Origin of the sequence: Enterococcus sp. AZ179 (assembly GCF_050498885.1) — a bacterium.
Classification (GTDB): Bacteria; Bacillota; Bacilli; order Lactobacillales; family Enterococcaceae; genus Enterococcus_D; species Enterococcus_D entomosocium.
Genome location: NZ_JBMHEO010000001.1, coordinates 2,553,074 through 2,570,038 on the forward strand (window position 1 = coordinate 2,553,074; position 16,965 = coordinate 2,570,038).

The window sequence follows — 16,965 nt, forward strand, 5'->3', positions numbered from 1 at the left end:
GGGGAAAGACGAATGAAGAGAAAAATTATTGCAGTAACGGCGTGTGCCACAGGAGTTGCTCATACCTTTATGGCGGCACAGGCGCTAAAAAAAGCAGCAGCGAAACGTGGCGATTTAATCAAGGTTGAGACACAAGGAGCAACAGGTATCGAAAATGAATTGAACGAGCGGGATTGTCAAATTGGGGAAGTCGTGATTTTTGCCGTTGATACGAAAGTGAGAAATGAGGAGCGTTTCAATGGCAAAATGATTCTCAAAGTCCCGGTAGCAGCCCCTATAAAAAACGCAGAAAAAGTAATTGAAGATGCATTAAAGCTGATTGATCAATAAAGAGGAGGAAAATCAGATGAAAAAGTTGGCAAGTGAAATGAAAAATCATGTTTTAACAGGAATATCTTATATGATTCCTCTAGTGATTGCCGGAGCAGTTATCATGGCGATTTCTCGAGTAGGTGGATCAATATTTGGGATTGTCGATATTTGGGACGCCTCTCATGGAGAAAGTGCGAATACGATCATCCGATTACTCCATAGTTTAGATGGATTCGGAGGGATTGCGTTAGGATTGATGTTTCCCGTAATATCGGCATTTATTGCTTATTCGATTTCCGATAAGCTAGGGATTGCCCCTGGTCTTGTTGGAGGTATGTTAGTAAAAGACATTAACGCAGGCTTCTTAGGCGCAATTGTTTCAGGGTTGATCGCTGGGTACATCTGCTTGTGGATCAAAAACCATATCAAACTGCCAAAATCGATGGCATCGGTAGTTCCAGTGTTCTTAGTTCCTGTTTTAGGTACTTTAGTCACTGTCCTACTTGTGAACTATGTGATCGGTACACCATTTGCAGCTATCAATGTGGGCTTAGAGTCATGGTTGAACGGATTGAGTGGCGGAAATGCGATCGTGATGGCGGCAGTTGTAGGGGCAATGGTTGGATTTGATCTTGGAGGGCCAGTAAATAAGGCAGCTGTGACAACCGCGATGGCTTTATTGACAAGTAACGTTTATGCACCAAACACTGCAGCACAAGTGGCGATTATCATTCCGCCAATTGGTTTAGGATTAGCGACTGTTTTTGCAAAGAATAAATACAATAACGAACTAAAAGAAGCAGGAAAATCGTCGATCATTATGGGACTAGTAGGTATTTCAGAAGGAGCGATCCCATTTGCGGTGGAAAATCCACTAAAAGTGATCCCAGTGAATATGATTGGTTCAGCGGTTGGTTCTGCAATGGCTGTAGGTCTAGGAGCTGTCAATACAGCGCCAATCTCTGGTTTTTATGGTTGGTTCACCGTAGAAAAATGGCCACTGTATGTTTTATCGATTGCTACTGGCTCATTATTCATTGCGATTTGTACAAGCTTGCTACGTTCAAAAGATGCGGGGAAAGAAACAGATGCCACGATGGAAGAGTTTGACGAAGCGGCTTGGGAAGAGCAGTGGGAAGCATAGCTATGACAAATGTACACATAGTAAACCACACCCATTGGGATCGTGAATGGTATTTTACTTCGATGGACTGTGTCGTTTTGAGTGACCAATTATTTAGTGATGTACTAAAAGAACTAAAGAGGCAACCGACTGCATCTTTCGTGCTAGATGGACAACTGTCTATTCTGGTCGATTATTTAGAACTCTATCCTGAGCGCTTGACTGAGGTCAAAGAGTTGATCGCCAATGGTCAATTGTTCATCGGGCCTTGGTACACCCAAACAGATGCCTTTTTCGCTTCTGGTGAGTCCATCATTCGAAATGCCATGATTGGTATATTTGATAGCAAAAAATATGGCAGCTATATGCCGATCGGCTATTTGCCAGATACATTTGGTTTTAATGCTCAAATGCCAACCATATTGAACGAAGTTGGACTTGATAACATTATCTTTTGGCGAGGCATCGATTTAGGGGAACAGGTCAAATCCCCTTACTTTAAATGGACGAGTTTAAGTGGGCAAGATTCACTGTATGCGGTGAATTTTCCTCAAGGATATGGTGCACAGCAGCAATTGGAGCCAACGAGCAGTTATGTAGATGGCAGACTCGATAAAGGTGTCGATTTTATTAAGAGCTACGCGAATGAACCTGAAATCTTGATTCCAACTGGAAATGATCAGTTAGGCATTGTTTCTGCCATAGAAGAAAAACTAACGAAAATCAATCAGCTTGGAAAATACAAGTATCAATTGAGCACCTATCCAGCATTTATGGAGATCGTCCGTCAAAAAGAACTGGAAGTTTATCAAGGAGAGTTTCGTGCACCGGTTTTTGCACGGGTTCACAAAACGATTGGTTCTGTACGAATGGATCTGAAACGTGAGATTTTTCGATTAGAAAACAAATTAGTTTTAGAAATTGAACCAATGTTAGTTATTGCGAAAGATTTAGGGATCGAATTAAGCAATCGCTTGCTAATGAAAGCTTGGAAAAAGTTATTTGAATGTCAAGCCCATGATAGTTTGGCAGGCTGTGTATCAGATAGTGTTGCACAAGATATCAGTCATCGATTAAAAGAAATCAGTGAGATTTGTGAGAGCATTGAAAATTTGATTTTAAAAAGAATCAGTGAAGGACTCGCTTTACAAGCCAACCAATTTCTGATTCTTCATCCAACACCAGTGCCATTTCAAGGAGAGAAATTAGTTAAGATCGTATCCAGAACCAACAATATCAAGGTTATTGGAGCTGATTCATCTGTACTTGAAGCAGTGTATATCCCAAGCAGGAAAAATATTATGGAAGAAACTCCGGCTGGCAACCGTTTTATTGAAGAAGAGGGGTATTATCTGTTAACCGTTCAAGTGACCTGTGCCTTTTCAGGCCTTGGTTATCAAGTCCTTACATTTGAAGAGCAAGAGACAACTCCCGAATCGTCTTTAGATCAAAACACATGGATTAGAAATGGAAAATACATGCTTTCCTTTGAAGACGGCCACCTGATTTATTCAGATGGAAAACAACAGATCGTGGATTTCTTGTCGATCATCGATGATAGTAATGCCGGTGATACGTATGACTATTCGCCTATTTTGAATGATCAACCGATCACGCTTCGTTTTTCCAGCTGCAAAGGGAAGCAAGAAACATTGGTTTTGGAAGGAAGTTTACAGCTACCGTATACGATCGAAGAACGGATGAAAGGAATCGCCACCAAAACATTCGCTTATACATTGACCCTCCAACTGACAAAAAATGGTGAGGTAAACGCAAAGCTACGTTTTAAAAATACGCTTTTAAATCATCGGATTCGAGTGAAAGCTCGATTAAACAAGCCGATAGAAAGAGCGGTTGCGGCCATTCAATTTGGCTATCTTGAAAAAAGAAATCAAACACTGGAAAATTGGCAAGAAAAATATGCAGAAAAACCTGTCAATATTGAACCATTTGAAAAACAAGTGGTTGTTTATGATCAAGAGAACGCCCTCGTTTTTTATAGCGAGCAGAGCAAAGAGTATGAATATATCGATGACTCCTTATATGTAACGGTACTAGCTACAACCGACTCTCTAGGAAAACCAGATTTGTTGTATCGACCAGGTCGTGCTTCTGGCGATACAACCAAAAAGGGACATATTATGATGGAAACACCTCTTGCTCAAATGGAAAACTATGAGATGGTCTTCGATTTTTCCCTAAGGGTCGCATCAACAGCTATTTCTGAAGAGTTGTTGGCTACTTGGAAAACTGTTAAAGAACAGCCATCGATTTCTTATCAATTGCAAGATTTGAATTACTTTATTTATCGTATAGACAATAAAATTCAAAAGCGCATTGATCCATTATCTCTGACCGACATGTCTCTTTCTTTGTTGTCTTGCAGCTTAGAACCAGGTGTGGGAGTCAGTGCGCTCCATAATGCTTATTACTCTGAGGGAATCGTTGTCCGTTTCGTCAATTCAACGAACAAAGAGCGTCCTCTTGAGCCCAAAAAATTATTTAATGGGTACGAATATCAGCGAATCAATGCCTTAGAAGAACCGCTTGAAGCGGATCATATCATCCACGCTTATGGAGTAGCAACCTATTTATTAACTAAAAACTAGGAATAAAGAACACAAAATTTGTCGAGAAGGAATTGCTTCTGTAACGTTTTCCTCTACAAGATTTTGTGTTCTCGCTTTTTTACAATATTTAGAAGGAGTTTTTATGTCCGTACAACTTTTATTGCTTGCCTCACTTCCTGCACTAGGATGGGGCTTAATGCCAATCGTCTCTAAATTGATGGGAGGAAAATCAGAGGAACAACTGCTAGGAACAACAATCGCAGCCTTGATTTTCGGTAGTGTATTTGGTTTCTTGAATCAAGTGAGTTATGCCATGGTGCCATTTTTCATCAGTTTATTATCTGGGGTTTTTTGGGCTTGCGGACAATACTTCCAATTTCTCGCTTTGGAGAAAGCGGAGGTTTCTAAAGTAATGCCCGTCTCCGTCGGGACCCAATTATTATTTGTTACATTAGCATCTGGCTTCTTTCTCAAAGAATGGACAGATTTAACGACTGTAATTTTCTCAATCATGGCATTAGGAGTCATTCTAACAGGTGTTTTCCTTGTAACTAAGACAACTCATCAGCAAACAGGCTTAACACAGCAAGTACTTCTTTATCTATGTTGTTCTTCAGCTTTTTTGATGCTATATGTGACAGTCACTGGTCTGTTTCAGATAAGTGGCGCACAGATTTTCTTGCCTCAGGCAGTAGGGATGTTTCTCGGGGGAAGCGTAATTTCCTTGAAAAGTAAGCAACAGTTGCATTTCCGCAAAATAATCCGCAATTTAGGTACTGGTAGCACATGGGTTATCGCGAATACTTCGTTATTCGCTGTATCGTCTTCTTTAGGTGTAGGCGTAACCTATTCATTTTCTCAAATGAGCTTACTTGTTGCTACTTATGGAAGTATTATCCTCTTAAAGGAACAAAAAGTTGGCAGAGAAAAGCAATTTGTAGCTCTTGGTAGCTTGCTCTATATTGTTGGTGTATTAGGGATGAGTTGGTTGAAATAACTTTGCACCTGAGCAATTTTAGTTAGTGATCAATAAAGTAGCAGATAACAGTTTAACCAATAAAGAACTTATCTTAAAAATCAAAGAGTGGGTAACCACTCTTTTTTTTGTTTAGAACATGAATATTTAACTTATGCCACATTTTTTTATTTAAGCAAGTAGCGACATAGAATCATTTTTTCTTTTTTGGCGTATGCCCATAATACAGTTTGTATTTTTTATAGAAAAAAGTGATATTGGTGAAACCTGCTTCAGCCGCACATTGGGTGATTGGTTTGGTGGAGGAAGCAATTAAGTTGTGGGCGAGATTCAATTTCTTTTCGATAATCAATTCGGTCAAATTTTTACTAGTTTCTCGTTTGATCAATGCACTTAAATAGGAAGGAGAATAGTTAAAAAGGGTGGCGAGTTTTGGCAAAGTAACCGTTTGGAAGTTCTCTTCGATATAGGTCAAGATCGCTAGAATGTGCTGTTTTTTTGCCGCTTCTTGCTTGTTGGTCTGATAGTCGAACTCACGTACGAGAAAAGTGAAAAGAATGGCTATTAGATTGCTGATGATTCGTTTACTACCAATGGCTTTTTCATAAGTTTCTTTCAGCATTTCTTGAATCACAGCATGGATCCGATCATCTTTATTGTTCTTAAAGACAATATATTGGTCATGCGCGTGCTTGTCTGACAATGCAGTCAGAACAAAATCAAGCACGACCCCTTCATTAAACTGTTCTCGACTAATCAATTGAGCGAAATAATCCCGCTTGATCAAAAGATTGATCAAAACATCGTCTTCACCAGTCATTTCAATCGAATGGGGAATTCCGGTATCAATCAGACAAATTTGTCCTTTTGTCAGCGTAACTTTCTGATCATCGATCAATTGGGTGCATGTTCCTGAGTAGATATAATTTAATTCGATAAAACTGTGGTTATGATAAGGAACTGGACTGAAGCGGCTTTGCTTTAACAGAGTAAAGTTTTCTTGTTCTTCCATCAGATTATCGAATAAGTAAACTTGTCGGCCATTGATCATCACTTTTTCCAGCTGTTGATAATAGTCAGAAAGGTGATTTGGATGGTCTCTGTGATAGCATTCCCGCTCAGATAACTGAAAAAGCTTTTTTTCCATTTCTTCGGTTGTCATTATGATCTCCTCCTTTCGTAAATCTAAAAATGTGATAATTATCTGCAAAGAAGATGACATTGTTTCAATCTGCAGAATTGCTTATGATACATTTGAAAGCGTATTTATTATGATTTTAAATGAAGTTGAATGAGAAAGAAAGAGGAATTTGTATGAAAAAGATAACGAATTTATTGAACGAAAAATATGATAATCATATTTTTCCGTTTTTATGGATGCATGGAGAAGAGAAGGAGACGATTCAAACTTACATCAATAAAATTTACGAAGCCGGCATCCGATCTGTCTGCATCGAATCACGCCCTCATGAAGAATTTTTGAAAGCGCAATGGTGGGACGAGTTGGCGATCATCATTGAAGAGTGTGAAAAAAGACAAATGACACTTTGGATTTTGGATGACAAGCACTTTCCAACAGGCTACGCCGCAGGAGAAATTGAGAAGAATCATCGACATTTGCAGAAAGAATTTTTGAATTTTCGACAATTTGATTTTGTAGGCCCAAAAAAGAATGCTGGAATTATGTTGGATTGGTGTTTCAATGCAGAGCGACCGAATATTTTGAATTCCGAAGGGGAAACGGTTAACGAGAGTGGCAAATCATTTTTTTCTGCTGAAATCATCAGCGCCGTTGCGGTCAAAAAAACTGGATTTAAGCAGATCAGCGAGGAGGAGTGGATCGACCTTACAGACTCAATGATTGATGAGACATTGTATTGGTCTATTCCTGAAGGAGAGTGGAGTATCTTTGTCTTTTACACGACACAAGAAGGAGGGGAAGCTTCGACACAAGGGTACTTGAATCCTTTGGTACCAGAAGCAACGGATGTTTTGCTGGAAACGGTTTATCAAAGTCATTATCAACACTTTGGAGAGAAATTTGGCACAACGATCCAAGGATTTTTCTCAGATGAACCGCGGTTTGGGAATATCAAGGGTCCTGATGCAGTCCTTGGAAAAGTAGATATGCCATTGCCGTGGCGGTATGATTTGTTGACTTTGTTAGCAAACCAGCTAGCCATATCTGAAACTGAGCTGCGAGGGCTGTTGCCGGCTCTCTATCGTGGTGAATCAAAACAGATGGCTAAGATTCGTTACAATTATATGTCGTTGGTTTCTGAGCTATATAGTCAACACTTTTCTCAGCGGATCGGACGCTGGTGTCGGGAACATAAGGTCGACTATATCGGACATGTGATTGAGGATAACAATGCCCATGCACGTTTAGGCTATGGGGCAGGTCACTTCTTTCAATCGATGAAAGGACAATCGATGGCAGGGATCGATGTCGTTTTGCATCAATTGATGCCGCAACAAAATGACGGATACTTTGAAGCCATGACATCTACTGGCTGGGATGGCGAATTTTTCCATTACGCATTAGGGAAAATGGGGGCATCTTTAGGAAACTTAGACCCTGTGAAACAAGGTCGAACGATGTGCGAAGTATTCGGTGCATATGGTTGGTCAGAAGGAACCAAACTGATGAAATGGCTAACCGATCACATGCTGGTGCGAGGGATCAATCATTTTGTCCCTCATGCTTTTTCAATGAATGACTTTCCTGATGCCGATTGCCCGCCACACTTTTATGCGCAAGGCCATAATCCACAATTTGAGGGCTTCAAACAGCTGATGACGTATATGAATCGTTTGAGTTATCTATTTAGCGACGGGAAACATCAAGCGGATATTGCTGTGCTGTACCATGCTGAAGCGGAGTGGGCAGGCGCTTATATGCCGATTCAAAAAGTTGCTCGTGAACTGATGGAACATCAATACGAATTTGAAATCGTTTCGGTTGAGATGATGCTTGATGCGCAATTTACGGATCAAACGTTTGTCATCAATGAGTATGCCTTTCAAACACTAGTCATTCCATATACTGAGCGAATGTCTGGTCCATTGATCAAAAAGCTGACAGCTCTCGCAGAATCTGGAATTCAAATTATTTTTGTTGAGGAAATGGTGAAAGAAGCCCTTGAACAAACTCTGCTTACCCATGAACTGCGGCTTCTCGCTCGCCTTACGGAAGTAACACCGCTCACAGCACTTACTGATAACGTTGGCTTGAAGGTAGGGGATCGTTTAGAAACATCAAAAGCTCTGCCGTATTTGCGCTACTATCATTATCAGCAGCAGACAGATGAAATATTCATGCTTTTCAATGAAAATGACAGTGAATCGCTGCAGTTTCAGGCTGTTTTTCCTGCTAAGAAGCCTTTAGTTCAATATGATCCAGTAGAAAATAAACTGAAACCTGTGTCATATAAAAATGGCAGCTATGAGATTCATTTAGCACCAGCAGAGAGTATGATTCTTTTTGAAGCTACCTCGGAACAACCATTGCTTATTGATAGAAGCAAACCAGTGAAAGAAGTTCATCTAAACGATCAGCCATGGCAAGTCACTTTCGAAGGAATCGGGAAAGAGCAAGCGGTAGTTGCCTGTCAAAAACAATATTCGTCATTGCCTTTACTGGGAGTCGGTGATGACTTCAGTCGGTTTAGCGGGAAAATCACTTATACCGTGGACTTCCCTAAAGCAGCAGGAGAGGTTTTATTAAGTATTGAAGATGCTTCAGAAGTTGTGACTGTTTCAGTGAACGGTCATTGTGTAGGCACAAGAATCAGTACACCGTATACATTTGAGTTGACGGACCTGCTTCAAGAAACGAATAATTCCATCCAGATTGAAGTGATCAATAATTTAGGTCGCAGTATGAGGGATTATCTTTCACAGTTTGTCCTGTTCGAGCCTTTGGGGATCACTGGCGAAATCAAACTTTTTATTGAGGAGGAGCAAAAATGAACAACCAGCAGTTGGCAACAGAGGTTTTAAAGGAAATTGGTGGAAAAGCCAATATCGAATCGGTGACCCATTGCGTCACACGTCTGCGTTTTGTATTGCATGATACAGATACCCCAAGTAAGGAGACCATTGCTAGTCTTGACGGAGTGATTTCAGTCGTTGAACAGGGCGGACAGTACCAGATCGTTTTAGGAAATCGTGTAAACGATGTCTATGAAGCGGTCCTGCAACAAGTCGGCGAATTAATAGAAGACACTACCCATGAAAAAACAAAAAAATCTCTTTTTGATCAGTTTACCTCCACGATTTCAGGGATTTTCACGCCAGCTTTAGGCGCTATGGCTGCGTCAGGAACGATCAAAGGGATCTTGACGATTTTATCAGTAGCAGGTATTTTGTCAGAAACTTCGGGAACCTATATCGTTTTGTATGCATTGTCTAATGCTTTCTTTTACTTCATGCCAATCTTATTAGGTGCTTCGGCGGCAAATTATTTTAAATTAAACAGCTATGTCGGAATGTTGATTGGGGCATCATTGATCTATCCTACTTTGCTGCCGTATGCGACAGAAGGTAGTTTGACCTTTTTGTCGATTCCCGTGAATATGATGGACTATACTTCTTCCGTTTTTCCGGCAATCATTGCTGTCTGGGTGGCAGCCAAAATCAATGGCTTCGTTCAGAATTGGCCGTTGAAAGATTTGCGATTCATGGTACAGCCTCTTATCGTGTTACTAGTTTCTGTCCCTCTTGCCTTGCTGGTCGTTGGTCCAATTATATCCAACTTATCCAGTCTACTGGCAACGCTTGTTAATAATGTTTATCACTTCAGTCCGGTTTTGGGCGGGCTGGTGATTGGGGGACCATGGATCTTGATGGTCATGTTCGGATTGCATTGGGCATTCATTCCAATTTTTCTTAACAACATGGCGATGCAAGGATTCGATCCTGTGATGGGTCTGCTCTTAGCGAACCAAATGGCAATGGCTGGAGCTGTCGTGGCGGTTGGTCTACGAACGAAAAACGATAAAACGAAAGCACTCGCATACTCAACAGGTCTGACAACCCTGATTGGTGTCAGTGAACCAGCATTGTACGGAGTATTACTTCCTTATAAACGTCCGTTGATCGCTGCTGTCATCGGTGGAAGTTTAGGTGGTGTTATTGCAGGATTTATGCAGACAGTGCAGTATTCTTTTGGTGGTTCAGGATTGTTGGGTATTCCTTTGATTATCAATCCAGCAGGAATCGATGGTGGATTTTATGGTGGGATTGCTTCGCAGGTAGTAGGGCTTGTTGCGGCATTTCTAATCACCTATTTTTGGGGAATTGTAGAACCTGAAAAAAGGAAAGCAGTCAATTCAAAAGAGCCAGTGAATACAAAAATCAATTTTCAAGAAGTCGTTCAAGGAGAAGTCGTTCCCTTAACAGAGGTTCCTGACAAAGTTTTTTCAGAAGGCTTGATGGGGCAAGGGAAAGCAATCAAACCACAATCAAACACCTTTTATGCCCCTTTTGATGGCGTGGTCACTGCTTTATTTCCAACAAAGCATGCGATCGGCTTGACCAGTGATCAAGGCGTTGAACTTTTGATCCATATCGGTGTTGACACAGTAGAGCTAGAGGGAAGGCACTTTACGACCCTTATTGAAGCAAATCAAGCAATCAAAAAGGGCCAGCCGCTGATAAAAGCCGATCTCGCAGCTATCCAAGCAGAGGGATATGCGACCATTACGCCAGTTGTGGTAACGAATGCGTCAGCATTTGAGAAGATCATGAATGAAAAAGAGTCACTTATTGTTGCCAACTAAAACCTTAGATTCAATGAAAAGAAACATGAAATCAGTGAATGATTTCATGTTTCTTTTTTACCGTCCATTCTCCGTTTGTCGATAATCACTAGGTGAAATGCCGACTTTTCTCTTGAATAAACGGCTGAAATAGGCGGTGTTTTCGATGCCGATCGCCAATGAGATCTCTTTGATGGAAAGACGAGAATAGCGCAAAAGGTCTTTCGAGTAAGAGATGCGTTTGCTGATCTGGTACTCGATGGGGGGCAAGCCCATGTATTTGGAAAACTCCTTGACGATTTGATACTTATTGATATGGTACCTTTCCTCCAAAGATTCCAAGGTGATCCCTTGACGGAAATCCTCTTCTAGCTGGTTACGAATCTGCAAAATATAAGGCGGGATCTCACTATCCGAAAAATCGAGATGATATTTTTGCAGGAGCAGTTCATTGAGTAGCTGATGGATCAAAACAGAGCTTTGGAAGGCAGTTTTCGCATTTGGTTCTGGCTGTAACATCAATAAATCTTGTAAGACCAAATGGATCGGATTTTGGCGGCTGCTGGCAGGATTTGTGTGAAAAACTGGACTGCCATTTTTGAGAAATTCATCATAAAACGCTGCGACGTTGGCGCCATATAGATGGATCCAGTCCATTTCCCAGGGCTCTTGACTAACGGTGCGGTAGTACTGATAGTCTAGGCAGTCGATAAAAAACACATCACCTGCTTTTAATTGATAGCTTTTTCCTTTGTAGCGCAATTCACCGCAACCGGACAATGTATATTTGATCAAATAAGAAGGCAGGTTCTCTCGTTCTGTAAAGTAAGGTTTGCTGGCTTTGAAATAGCCGATTTCTTGAATGTAATAGAAAAGTTCACGCTGCTTTTGGGTTGAAGTATTGATGTAACGCAGTGAATCGGTTGACCATGAGTGGTTGGCTTTTTCCCAGTAATCCATCGGATCCTCCTTTTTACCAAGATTGTGCAAGTCTTTATCAAAATTGTGTGATGAAACTCGTTGATTGTCAAGCTAAAATTGAGGCAACAAGAATGAATCAGTAAATTGTAATCGATTTATTTTTAACCAAGATAATGAAAGGTGGAGACCAGTGAACACATTTATCGCAATCGATATCGGCGCATCAAGCGGTCGTCTGATGTTGAGCCGTTGGGAAAATGAGCAGATCACTTTAGAAGAGATCCATCGCTTTAAAAACGGCTTTCGTCCCCTTGAAGGCTTTGACCGCTGGGCGATCGATTATTTGATCCAAGAGATTTTAGTAGGACTGAAAAAAGTGAAACAAGCCGGTATCAATGACTGCTTCGTCGGAATCGACACCTGGGCAGTGGACTACTGTTTGATCGATCAAGCAGGCGAACGTTTAGGCGACCCAGTCGCTTATCGAGATAGTCGCACCAATGATGCGATCGCGGCTTTTGGCCAGCGCTATTCTTTGCAAAAACTGTATGAGAAAACAGGCATTCAGCTGCAGCCCTTCAACACGATTTTTCAATTAGCTACAGAAGAAGCGCAACTGTTGCAAAAAGCCGACAAACTGCTGTTGATTCCAGATTATTTGGGCTACGTTTTTACCGGCAAGATGGTCACGGAAAAAACCAATGCCTCGACGATGCAGCTTCTAAATGCCAATACCCAAACATGGGATGTAGAATTATTAGCTGAGATTGGCGTAACAGAAGGACTGTTCCCACCATTGGTTGATGCTGGAACGGTTTTAGGCACACTGCAAACTCAGAAGTTTCCAGCCTATGATTTGCCACAAGCGACCTTTGTCACTGTCGCTAGTCATGATACGGCGTCGGCGATCATCGGTACACCCGGAGAAGGGTCAGAGTGGGGCTACATCAGCAGCGGGACATGGTCATTGCTGGGGATCGAAACCAAAGTACCCAACGTTTCCCTTGCCGCCTTCGATGAAAATTATACGAACGAATGGGGTGCCCACAACACGATTCGCTTTTTAAAAAATATCATGGGCATGTGGCTGATCCAAGAAGTGGCTCGGCAGCAAGATTATCAGTATTCCTATGCAGAATTGGCGGAATTGGCGCAAGCAACGCCTGCTTTTCAACAGTTTGTCGATGTCAATGATCCTCGTTTTTTGAATCCAGAAAATATGATTACTGAACTGCAAGCGTATTGTCGAGAAACCCAGCAGAAAGTTCCAGAAACCGCAGGGGAACTGGCTCGCTGTGTGTATGATAACTTAGCGCTTTGTTATGCCAGCGAATTGCAAAAGCTGGAACAGCTGACAGGTACGACGAACAAGCTGCAAAAACTGCATATCGTGGGGGGCGGTTCCAACAATCGCTTTTTAAATCAACTGACGGCTGATGCTGCGCAGCTGACGATCGAAGCTGGCCCAAGTGAAGCAACGGCGATCGGCAATCTTTTAATGCAGATGATGAGTGCTGGCATCTTCACGTCGCTGGTTGAAGCACGCCGCGCGGTCAAACACTCATTTCCTTGCAGTGTTCATGAACCACAGCCTTTTGATCACAAGATTTTAAGCAACTATCAACGTTTTATAGAAGGAGAAGGAAAAAATGACAACGATTCAACAGCGTTATGAAGAAGCTAAGACAGCATATGCCAAATTAGGCGTCGACACGGATGCGGTTTTGAAAAAATTAGCCGATGTGAAAATCTCGATGCATGTTTGGCAAGGGGACGATGTCCAAGGATTTTTGAGTGATGAAGCATTATCTGGTGGGATCTCTGTAACGGGGAATTATCCTGGTGCTGCCCATACCCCAGAGGAGTTGCGCCAAGATTTAGAAAAAGCCTACTCTTTGATTCCTGGAAAACACAAATTGAACCTTCACGCCATCTATTTAGACACCGAGGAAGCAGTGGATCTAAATGAATTGGAGCCGAAGCATTTTGAAAAATGGGTTGCTTGGGCGAAGGAACAAGGCTTAGGTTTAGACTTCAATCCAACCTTTTTCTCACATCCCATGTTCAAAGATGGCTTTACCCTTGCTTCACCAGATGAAGAAGTTCGTCAGTTTTGGATCGAACACGGCAAACGTTCGCGTCAAATCGCTGCCTATATGGGGAAAGAAACTGGGCAAGTCTGTGTCAATAATTTCTGGGTGCCAGATGGCTACAAAGACAACCCGATCGATCGTTTTACACCACGGGAACGCTTGATGACAGCATTAGATGAGATTTTTGCTGAAGAATTGCCAGCGGAATACACGGTAGATGCCGTGGAAAGCAAGTTGTTTGGTCTTGGTGCCGAAGCCTACACCGTCGGCTCTCATGAATTTTATATGGGCTATGGCTTGACGCGCGATAAATTGATTTGTTTGGATGCTGGACATTTCCATCCAACCGAGGTGATCTCCAATAAATTGTCTTCATTGGCACTATTTAGCAAAGGCATTTTGCTGCATGTCAGCCGTCCTGTACGCTGGGATAGTGATCATGTCGTGATCATGGATGATGAATTGCAAGAGATTGGCCGCGAATTGGTTCGCAATGACTTATTGCCAAAAACCAACATTGGGTTAGATTTCTTTGATGCGACGATCAATCGGGTCGCTGCGTGGGTGATCGGGACGCGCAATACTCAAAAAGCGTTGCTAAAAGCGATGCTAGAACCGATCGAAGAACTAAAAGCAATCGAATTGTCAGGTGATTTCACCACTCGTTTAGCCATGACGGAAGAATTAAAAGACTATCCGTATGCAGATGTTTGGAATTACTTCTGTGAAAGCCAAGGGGTACCAGCAGGTCTGGATTGGCTATCAGAAGTGAAAGCCTATGAAGAAACCGTCTTAAAAGCCAGAAAGTAGGAGAACGATGAAAAAGATTGATATTTTACAAGCGAATTTTGTACAAGAAATGATGGAAACAACAGCAAATCTTTACCGTTTAGGGTGGGATGAGCGCAACGGTGGCAATATTTCTTACTTATTAACAGAAGAAGAGATCTTGCCTTTCATCGATCCGCAAAGCGTCTTGCGGGAAATTCCCATGATTTTTGATGCTACGGCACTAGCCGGCAAGTACTTTATTGTGACAGGTTCAGGAAAATACTTTAAAAATGTAGCCGCACATCCAGCGGAAAACCTTGGTGTGATTCGGGTCAAAGAAGATGGGCAAACATTGGAATTGCTTTGGGGCTTGGAAAATGGTGCGGTGCCAACGAGTGAATTGCCAAGTCATTTCATGAGTCATATCGCTCGCTTGTCGGTCGATCCAGAAAACCGAATCATCATGCATAACCACGCATCGCATCTTTTGGCCATGAGTTTTACCCATGAGTTGGATGAACGCAGTTTCACGAGGACCCTGTGGCAGATGTGTACGGAGTGCTTGGTGGTCTTCCCAGAAGGTGTTTCCATCATTCCTTGGATGGTTCCAGGAACGAACGAGATCGGCGAAGCAACAGCTGCTAAAATGAAAGAAACCCGTTTGGTACTTTGGCCGCAACATGGCATCTACGGTGCTGGCAAAGATATGGATGAAGTCTTTGGCTTGATTGAAACGGCAGAGAAAGCTGCGGAAGTGTACACCTATGTTAAAGCGCAAGGCCCAATCTTACAAACCATTACAGATGAAAATCTGAAAAAATTGGCTGACGCTTTCAAAGTCACTCCCCGAGCAGGCTATCTTGAGGTATAAGTAATGGTAGAAGAATAGAAAAGGCTCTCAGTCTTTTCTATTTAAACTGTATTGTGAATAAACAAACAAATGGAGGTAGGAAGAATGGCAAATAGAATGATTTTGAATGAAACATCGTATTTTGGAAAAGGAGCGATCGAGAACGTACCGACCGAATTCAAAGCACGAGGGTTCAAAAAAGCGGCTGTGATCACCGACAAAGATTTGGTGGAATTTGAAGTAGCAACCAAAGTGACGAAATTATTGGATGAAGCAGGTGTCGACTATGCGTTATATGATGGGATCGTGCCCAACCCAACGATCCAAAATGTCAAAGACGGCTTAGCCTTTGTCAAAGAAGCCCAAGCCGATTGTATCATTGCGATTGGCGGTGGTTCACCGATCGATACGGCAAAAGCGATCGCAATCATTGCTACGAATCCTGAATTTTCAGATGTGATTAGTTTGGAAGGCGTGGCAGACACGAAAAATCCATGCTTGCCGATTTTAGCGGTACCGACAACTTCTGGGACTGCAGCCGAAGTAACGATTAACTATGTGATTACAGATGAAGAAAATCATCGGAAATTTGTTTGTGTAGATCCTCACGATATTCCTCTAGTAGCCTTTGTGGACAGCGATATGATGATGGGGATGCCGAAGAGCCTGGCAGCTGCAACGGGGATGGATGCCATGACCCACGCCATCGAAGGCTTCATCACCAAAGGCGCTTGGGAAATGACTGACATGCTGCACATCAAAGCAATCGAGATCATCGGGCGCTCATTGAGAGATTCCGTGAATGGCGATCAAGCAGGACGAGAAGCGATGGCACTAGGGCAATACATTGCCGGTATGGGCTTTTCAAACGTCGGCTTGGGCTTAGTCCACGGCATGGCACATCCATTGTCCGCTTGGTACAACATTCCTCACGGAGTAGCGTGCGCGTCTTTGTTGCCAACCATCATGAAATACAACAAAGACTTTACGGGTGAAAAATACCGTGAGATCGCGATCGTTTTAGGCATTGAAGGGGCAGAAACGATGTCACTTGAAGACGTCCGAGATGCTGCTTGCCAAGCAATCGATCAGTTAAGCAAAGATGTGGGCATTCCAGCGACCATTTCTGAATTAGGCGTCAAAGAAGAAGATATCCCAGCCATCGCCAAAGATGCCTTGAACGATGTCTGCACACCAGGCAACCCGCGGGAAACGACTTTAGAAGAGATTATTGAGCTTTATCGTTCGTTGATGTAAAAGCTCAAATCGTTCCTTTCAATGAGCGTGCTTATTTCGCTTGCTGTATAGGCGCTCAAACCTGGATTGCTCCTTAACGACGGTTGAAGGGTTTCGATAAACGGCGTTTTCCTTCTCGTTTCATGGGAACTAGCAGCTTTTCTTATTCCAACAGTTGAATAATGAACATTGATGATAACACTGACTTTGTTACAGCCATTTTGAAAAATGGCTGTTTTTTTTGTCCTTAACGTTGTATTGTAATTCTTATTATTGATCATCTTTGTCCCATGAAGGGGACAAAGAATGATAGAACGCTTACATTTCCTAGTGCTATGATAAGTGTGTAGA

The 16,965-nt window shown here is 42.2% G+C and carries 12 protein-coding genes; 10 read left to right on the forward strand and 2 right to left on the reverse strand.

Annotation, left to right across the window (positions count from 1 at the left end):
- Nucleotides 1–12: 12 nt before the first annotated feature.
- The 4 genes from IGI88_RS12080 to IGI88_RS12095 all read left to right on the forward strand — a co-directional run bounded on the left by IGI88_RS12080 (nucleotide 13) and on the right by IGI88_RS12095 (nucleotide 5,002).
- A complete protein-coding gene (locus IGI88_RS12080; protein WP_005234408.1) occupies nucleotides 13–330 on the forward strand; it encodes a PTS fructose transporter subunit IIB in 318 nt (105 codons plus the stop codon).
- The gene (locus IGI88_RS12085; RefSeq protein WP_420656963.1) at nucleotides 320–1,456 is read left to right on the forward strand and encodes a PTS fructose transporter subunit IIC; all 1,137 of its coding nucleotides are present in this window, start codon (nucleotides 320–322) and stop codon (nucleotides 1,454–1,456) included. Before IGI88_RS12080 ends, IGI88_RS12085 begins: the two co-directional genes overlap by 11 nt.
- Before the next feature lie 2 nt (nucleotides 1,457–1,458).
- Nucleotides 1,459–4,044 carry an alpha-mannosidase gene (locus IGI88_RS12090; protein ID WP_429960563.1) on the forward strand — a complete coding sequence of 862 codons (2,586 nt, stop codon included), beginning with the start codon at nucleotides 1,459–1,461 and terminating at the stop codon, nucleotides 4,042–4,044.
- 103 nt (nucleotides 4,045–4,147) lie between these two features.
- Complete coding sequence (locus IGI88_RS12095) at nucleotides 4,148–5,002, forward strand: GRP family sugar transporter (RefSeq protein WP_086297714.1); 855 nt, start codon at nucleotides 4,148–4,150, stop codon at nucleotides 5,000–5,002.
- 172 nt (nucleotides 5,003–5,174) lie between these two features.
- On the opposite strand, the gene IGI88_RS12100 is transcribed toward IGI88_RS12095, so the two are convergent.
- Nucleotides 5,175–6,143 (reverse strand): AraC family transcriptional regulator, encoded by a 969-nt coding sequence (locus IGI88_RS12100; protein WP_008380931.1) that lies wholly within the window; start codon nucleotides 6,141–6,143, stop codon nucleotides 5,175–5,177.
- A 152-nt stretch (nucleotides 6,144–6,295) separates the two neighbouring features.
- On the opposite strand from IGI88_RS12100, the gene IGI88_RS12105 reads away from it, so the two are divergent.
- Both IGI88_RS12105 and IGI88_RS12110 read left to right on the forward strand, forming a co-directional pair.
- Nucleotides 6,296–8,953, forward strand: coding sequence for a glycosyl hydrolase (locus IGI88_RS12105; protein ID WP_429960564.1), 2,658 nt, complete (start codon nucleotides 6,296–6,298; stop codon nucleotides 8,951–8,953).
- Nucleotides 8,950–10,764: a beta-glucoside-specific PTS transporter subunit IIABC gene (locus IGI88_RS12110; protein ID WP_061053121.1), complete on the forward strand. Its 1,815-nt coding sequence runs from the start codon at nucleotides 8,950–8,952 to the stop codon at nucleotides 10,762–10,764. The genes IGI88_RS12105 and IGI88_RS12110 overlap by 4 nt, the downstream gene beginning before the upstream one ends.
- Nucleotides 10,765–10,821: 57 nt before the next feature.
- Here IGI88_RS12110 and IGI88_RS12115 read toward each other — a convergent pair whose 3' ends face one another.
- Entirely contained in the window at nucleotides 10,822–11,703 is an 882-nt protein-coding gene (locus tag IGI88_RS12115; RefSeq protein ID WP_429960565.1) for an AraC family transcriptional regulator, read from the reverse strand.
- Between the two features lie 151 nt (nucleotides 11,704–11,854).
- Between IGI88_RS12115 and rhaB the strand changes: the two genes are divergently transcribed.
- The 4 genes from rhaB to fucO all read left to right on the forward strand — a co-directional run bounded on the left by rhaB (nucleotide 11,855) and on the right by fucO (nucleotide 16,635).
- The gene (gene rhaB, locus IGI88_RS12120; RefSeq protein WP_429960566.1) at nucleotides 11,855–13,339 is read left to right on the forward strand and encodes a rhamnulokinase; all 1,485 of its coding nucleotides are present in this window, start codon (nucleotides 11,855–11,857) and stop codon (nucleotides 13,337–13,339) included.
- Nucleotides 13,314–14,567: an L-rhamnose isomerase gene (gene rhaA, locus IGI88_RS12125; RefSeq protein WP_016612607.1), complete on the forward strand. Its 1,254-nt coding sequence runs from the start codon at nucleotides 13,314–13,316 to the stop codon at nucleotides 14,565–14,567. The genes rhaB and rhaA overlap by 26 nt, the downstream gene beginning before the upstream one ends.
- A gap of 7 nt (nucleotides 14,568–14,574) precedes the next feature.
- Nucleotides 14,575–15,399: a rhamnulose-1-phosphate aldolase gene (rhaD, locus tag IGI88_RS12130; protein ID WP_005234418.1), complete on the forward strand. Its 825-nt coding sequence runs from the start codon at nucleotides 14,575–14,577 to the stop codon at nucleotides 15,397–15,399.
- A gap of 84 nt (nucleotides 15,400–15,483) precedes the next feature.
- Nucleotides 15,484–16,635 carry a lactaldehyde reductase gene (gene fucO, locus IGI88_RS12135; RefSeq protein WP_034878410.1) on the forward strand — a complete coding sequence of 384 codons (1,152 nt, stop codon included), beginning with the start codon at nucleotides 15,484–15,486 and terminating at the stop codon, nucleotides 16,633–16,635.
- The last annotated feature ends 330 nt before the right edge of the window (nucleotides 16,636–16,965 follow it).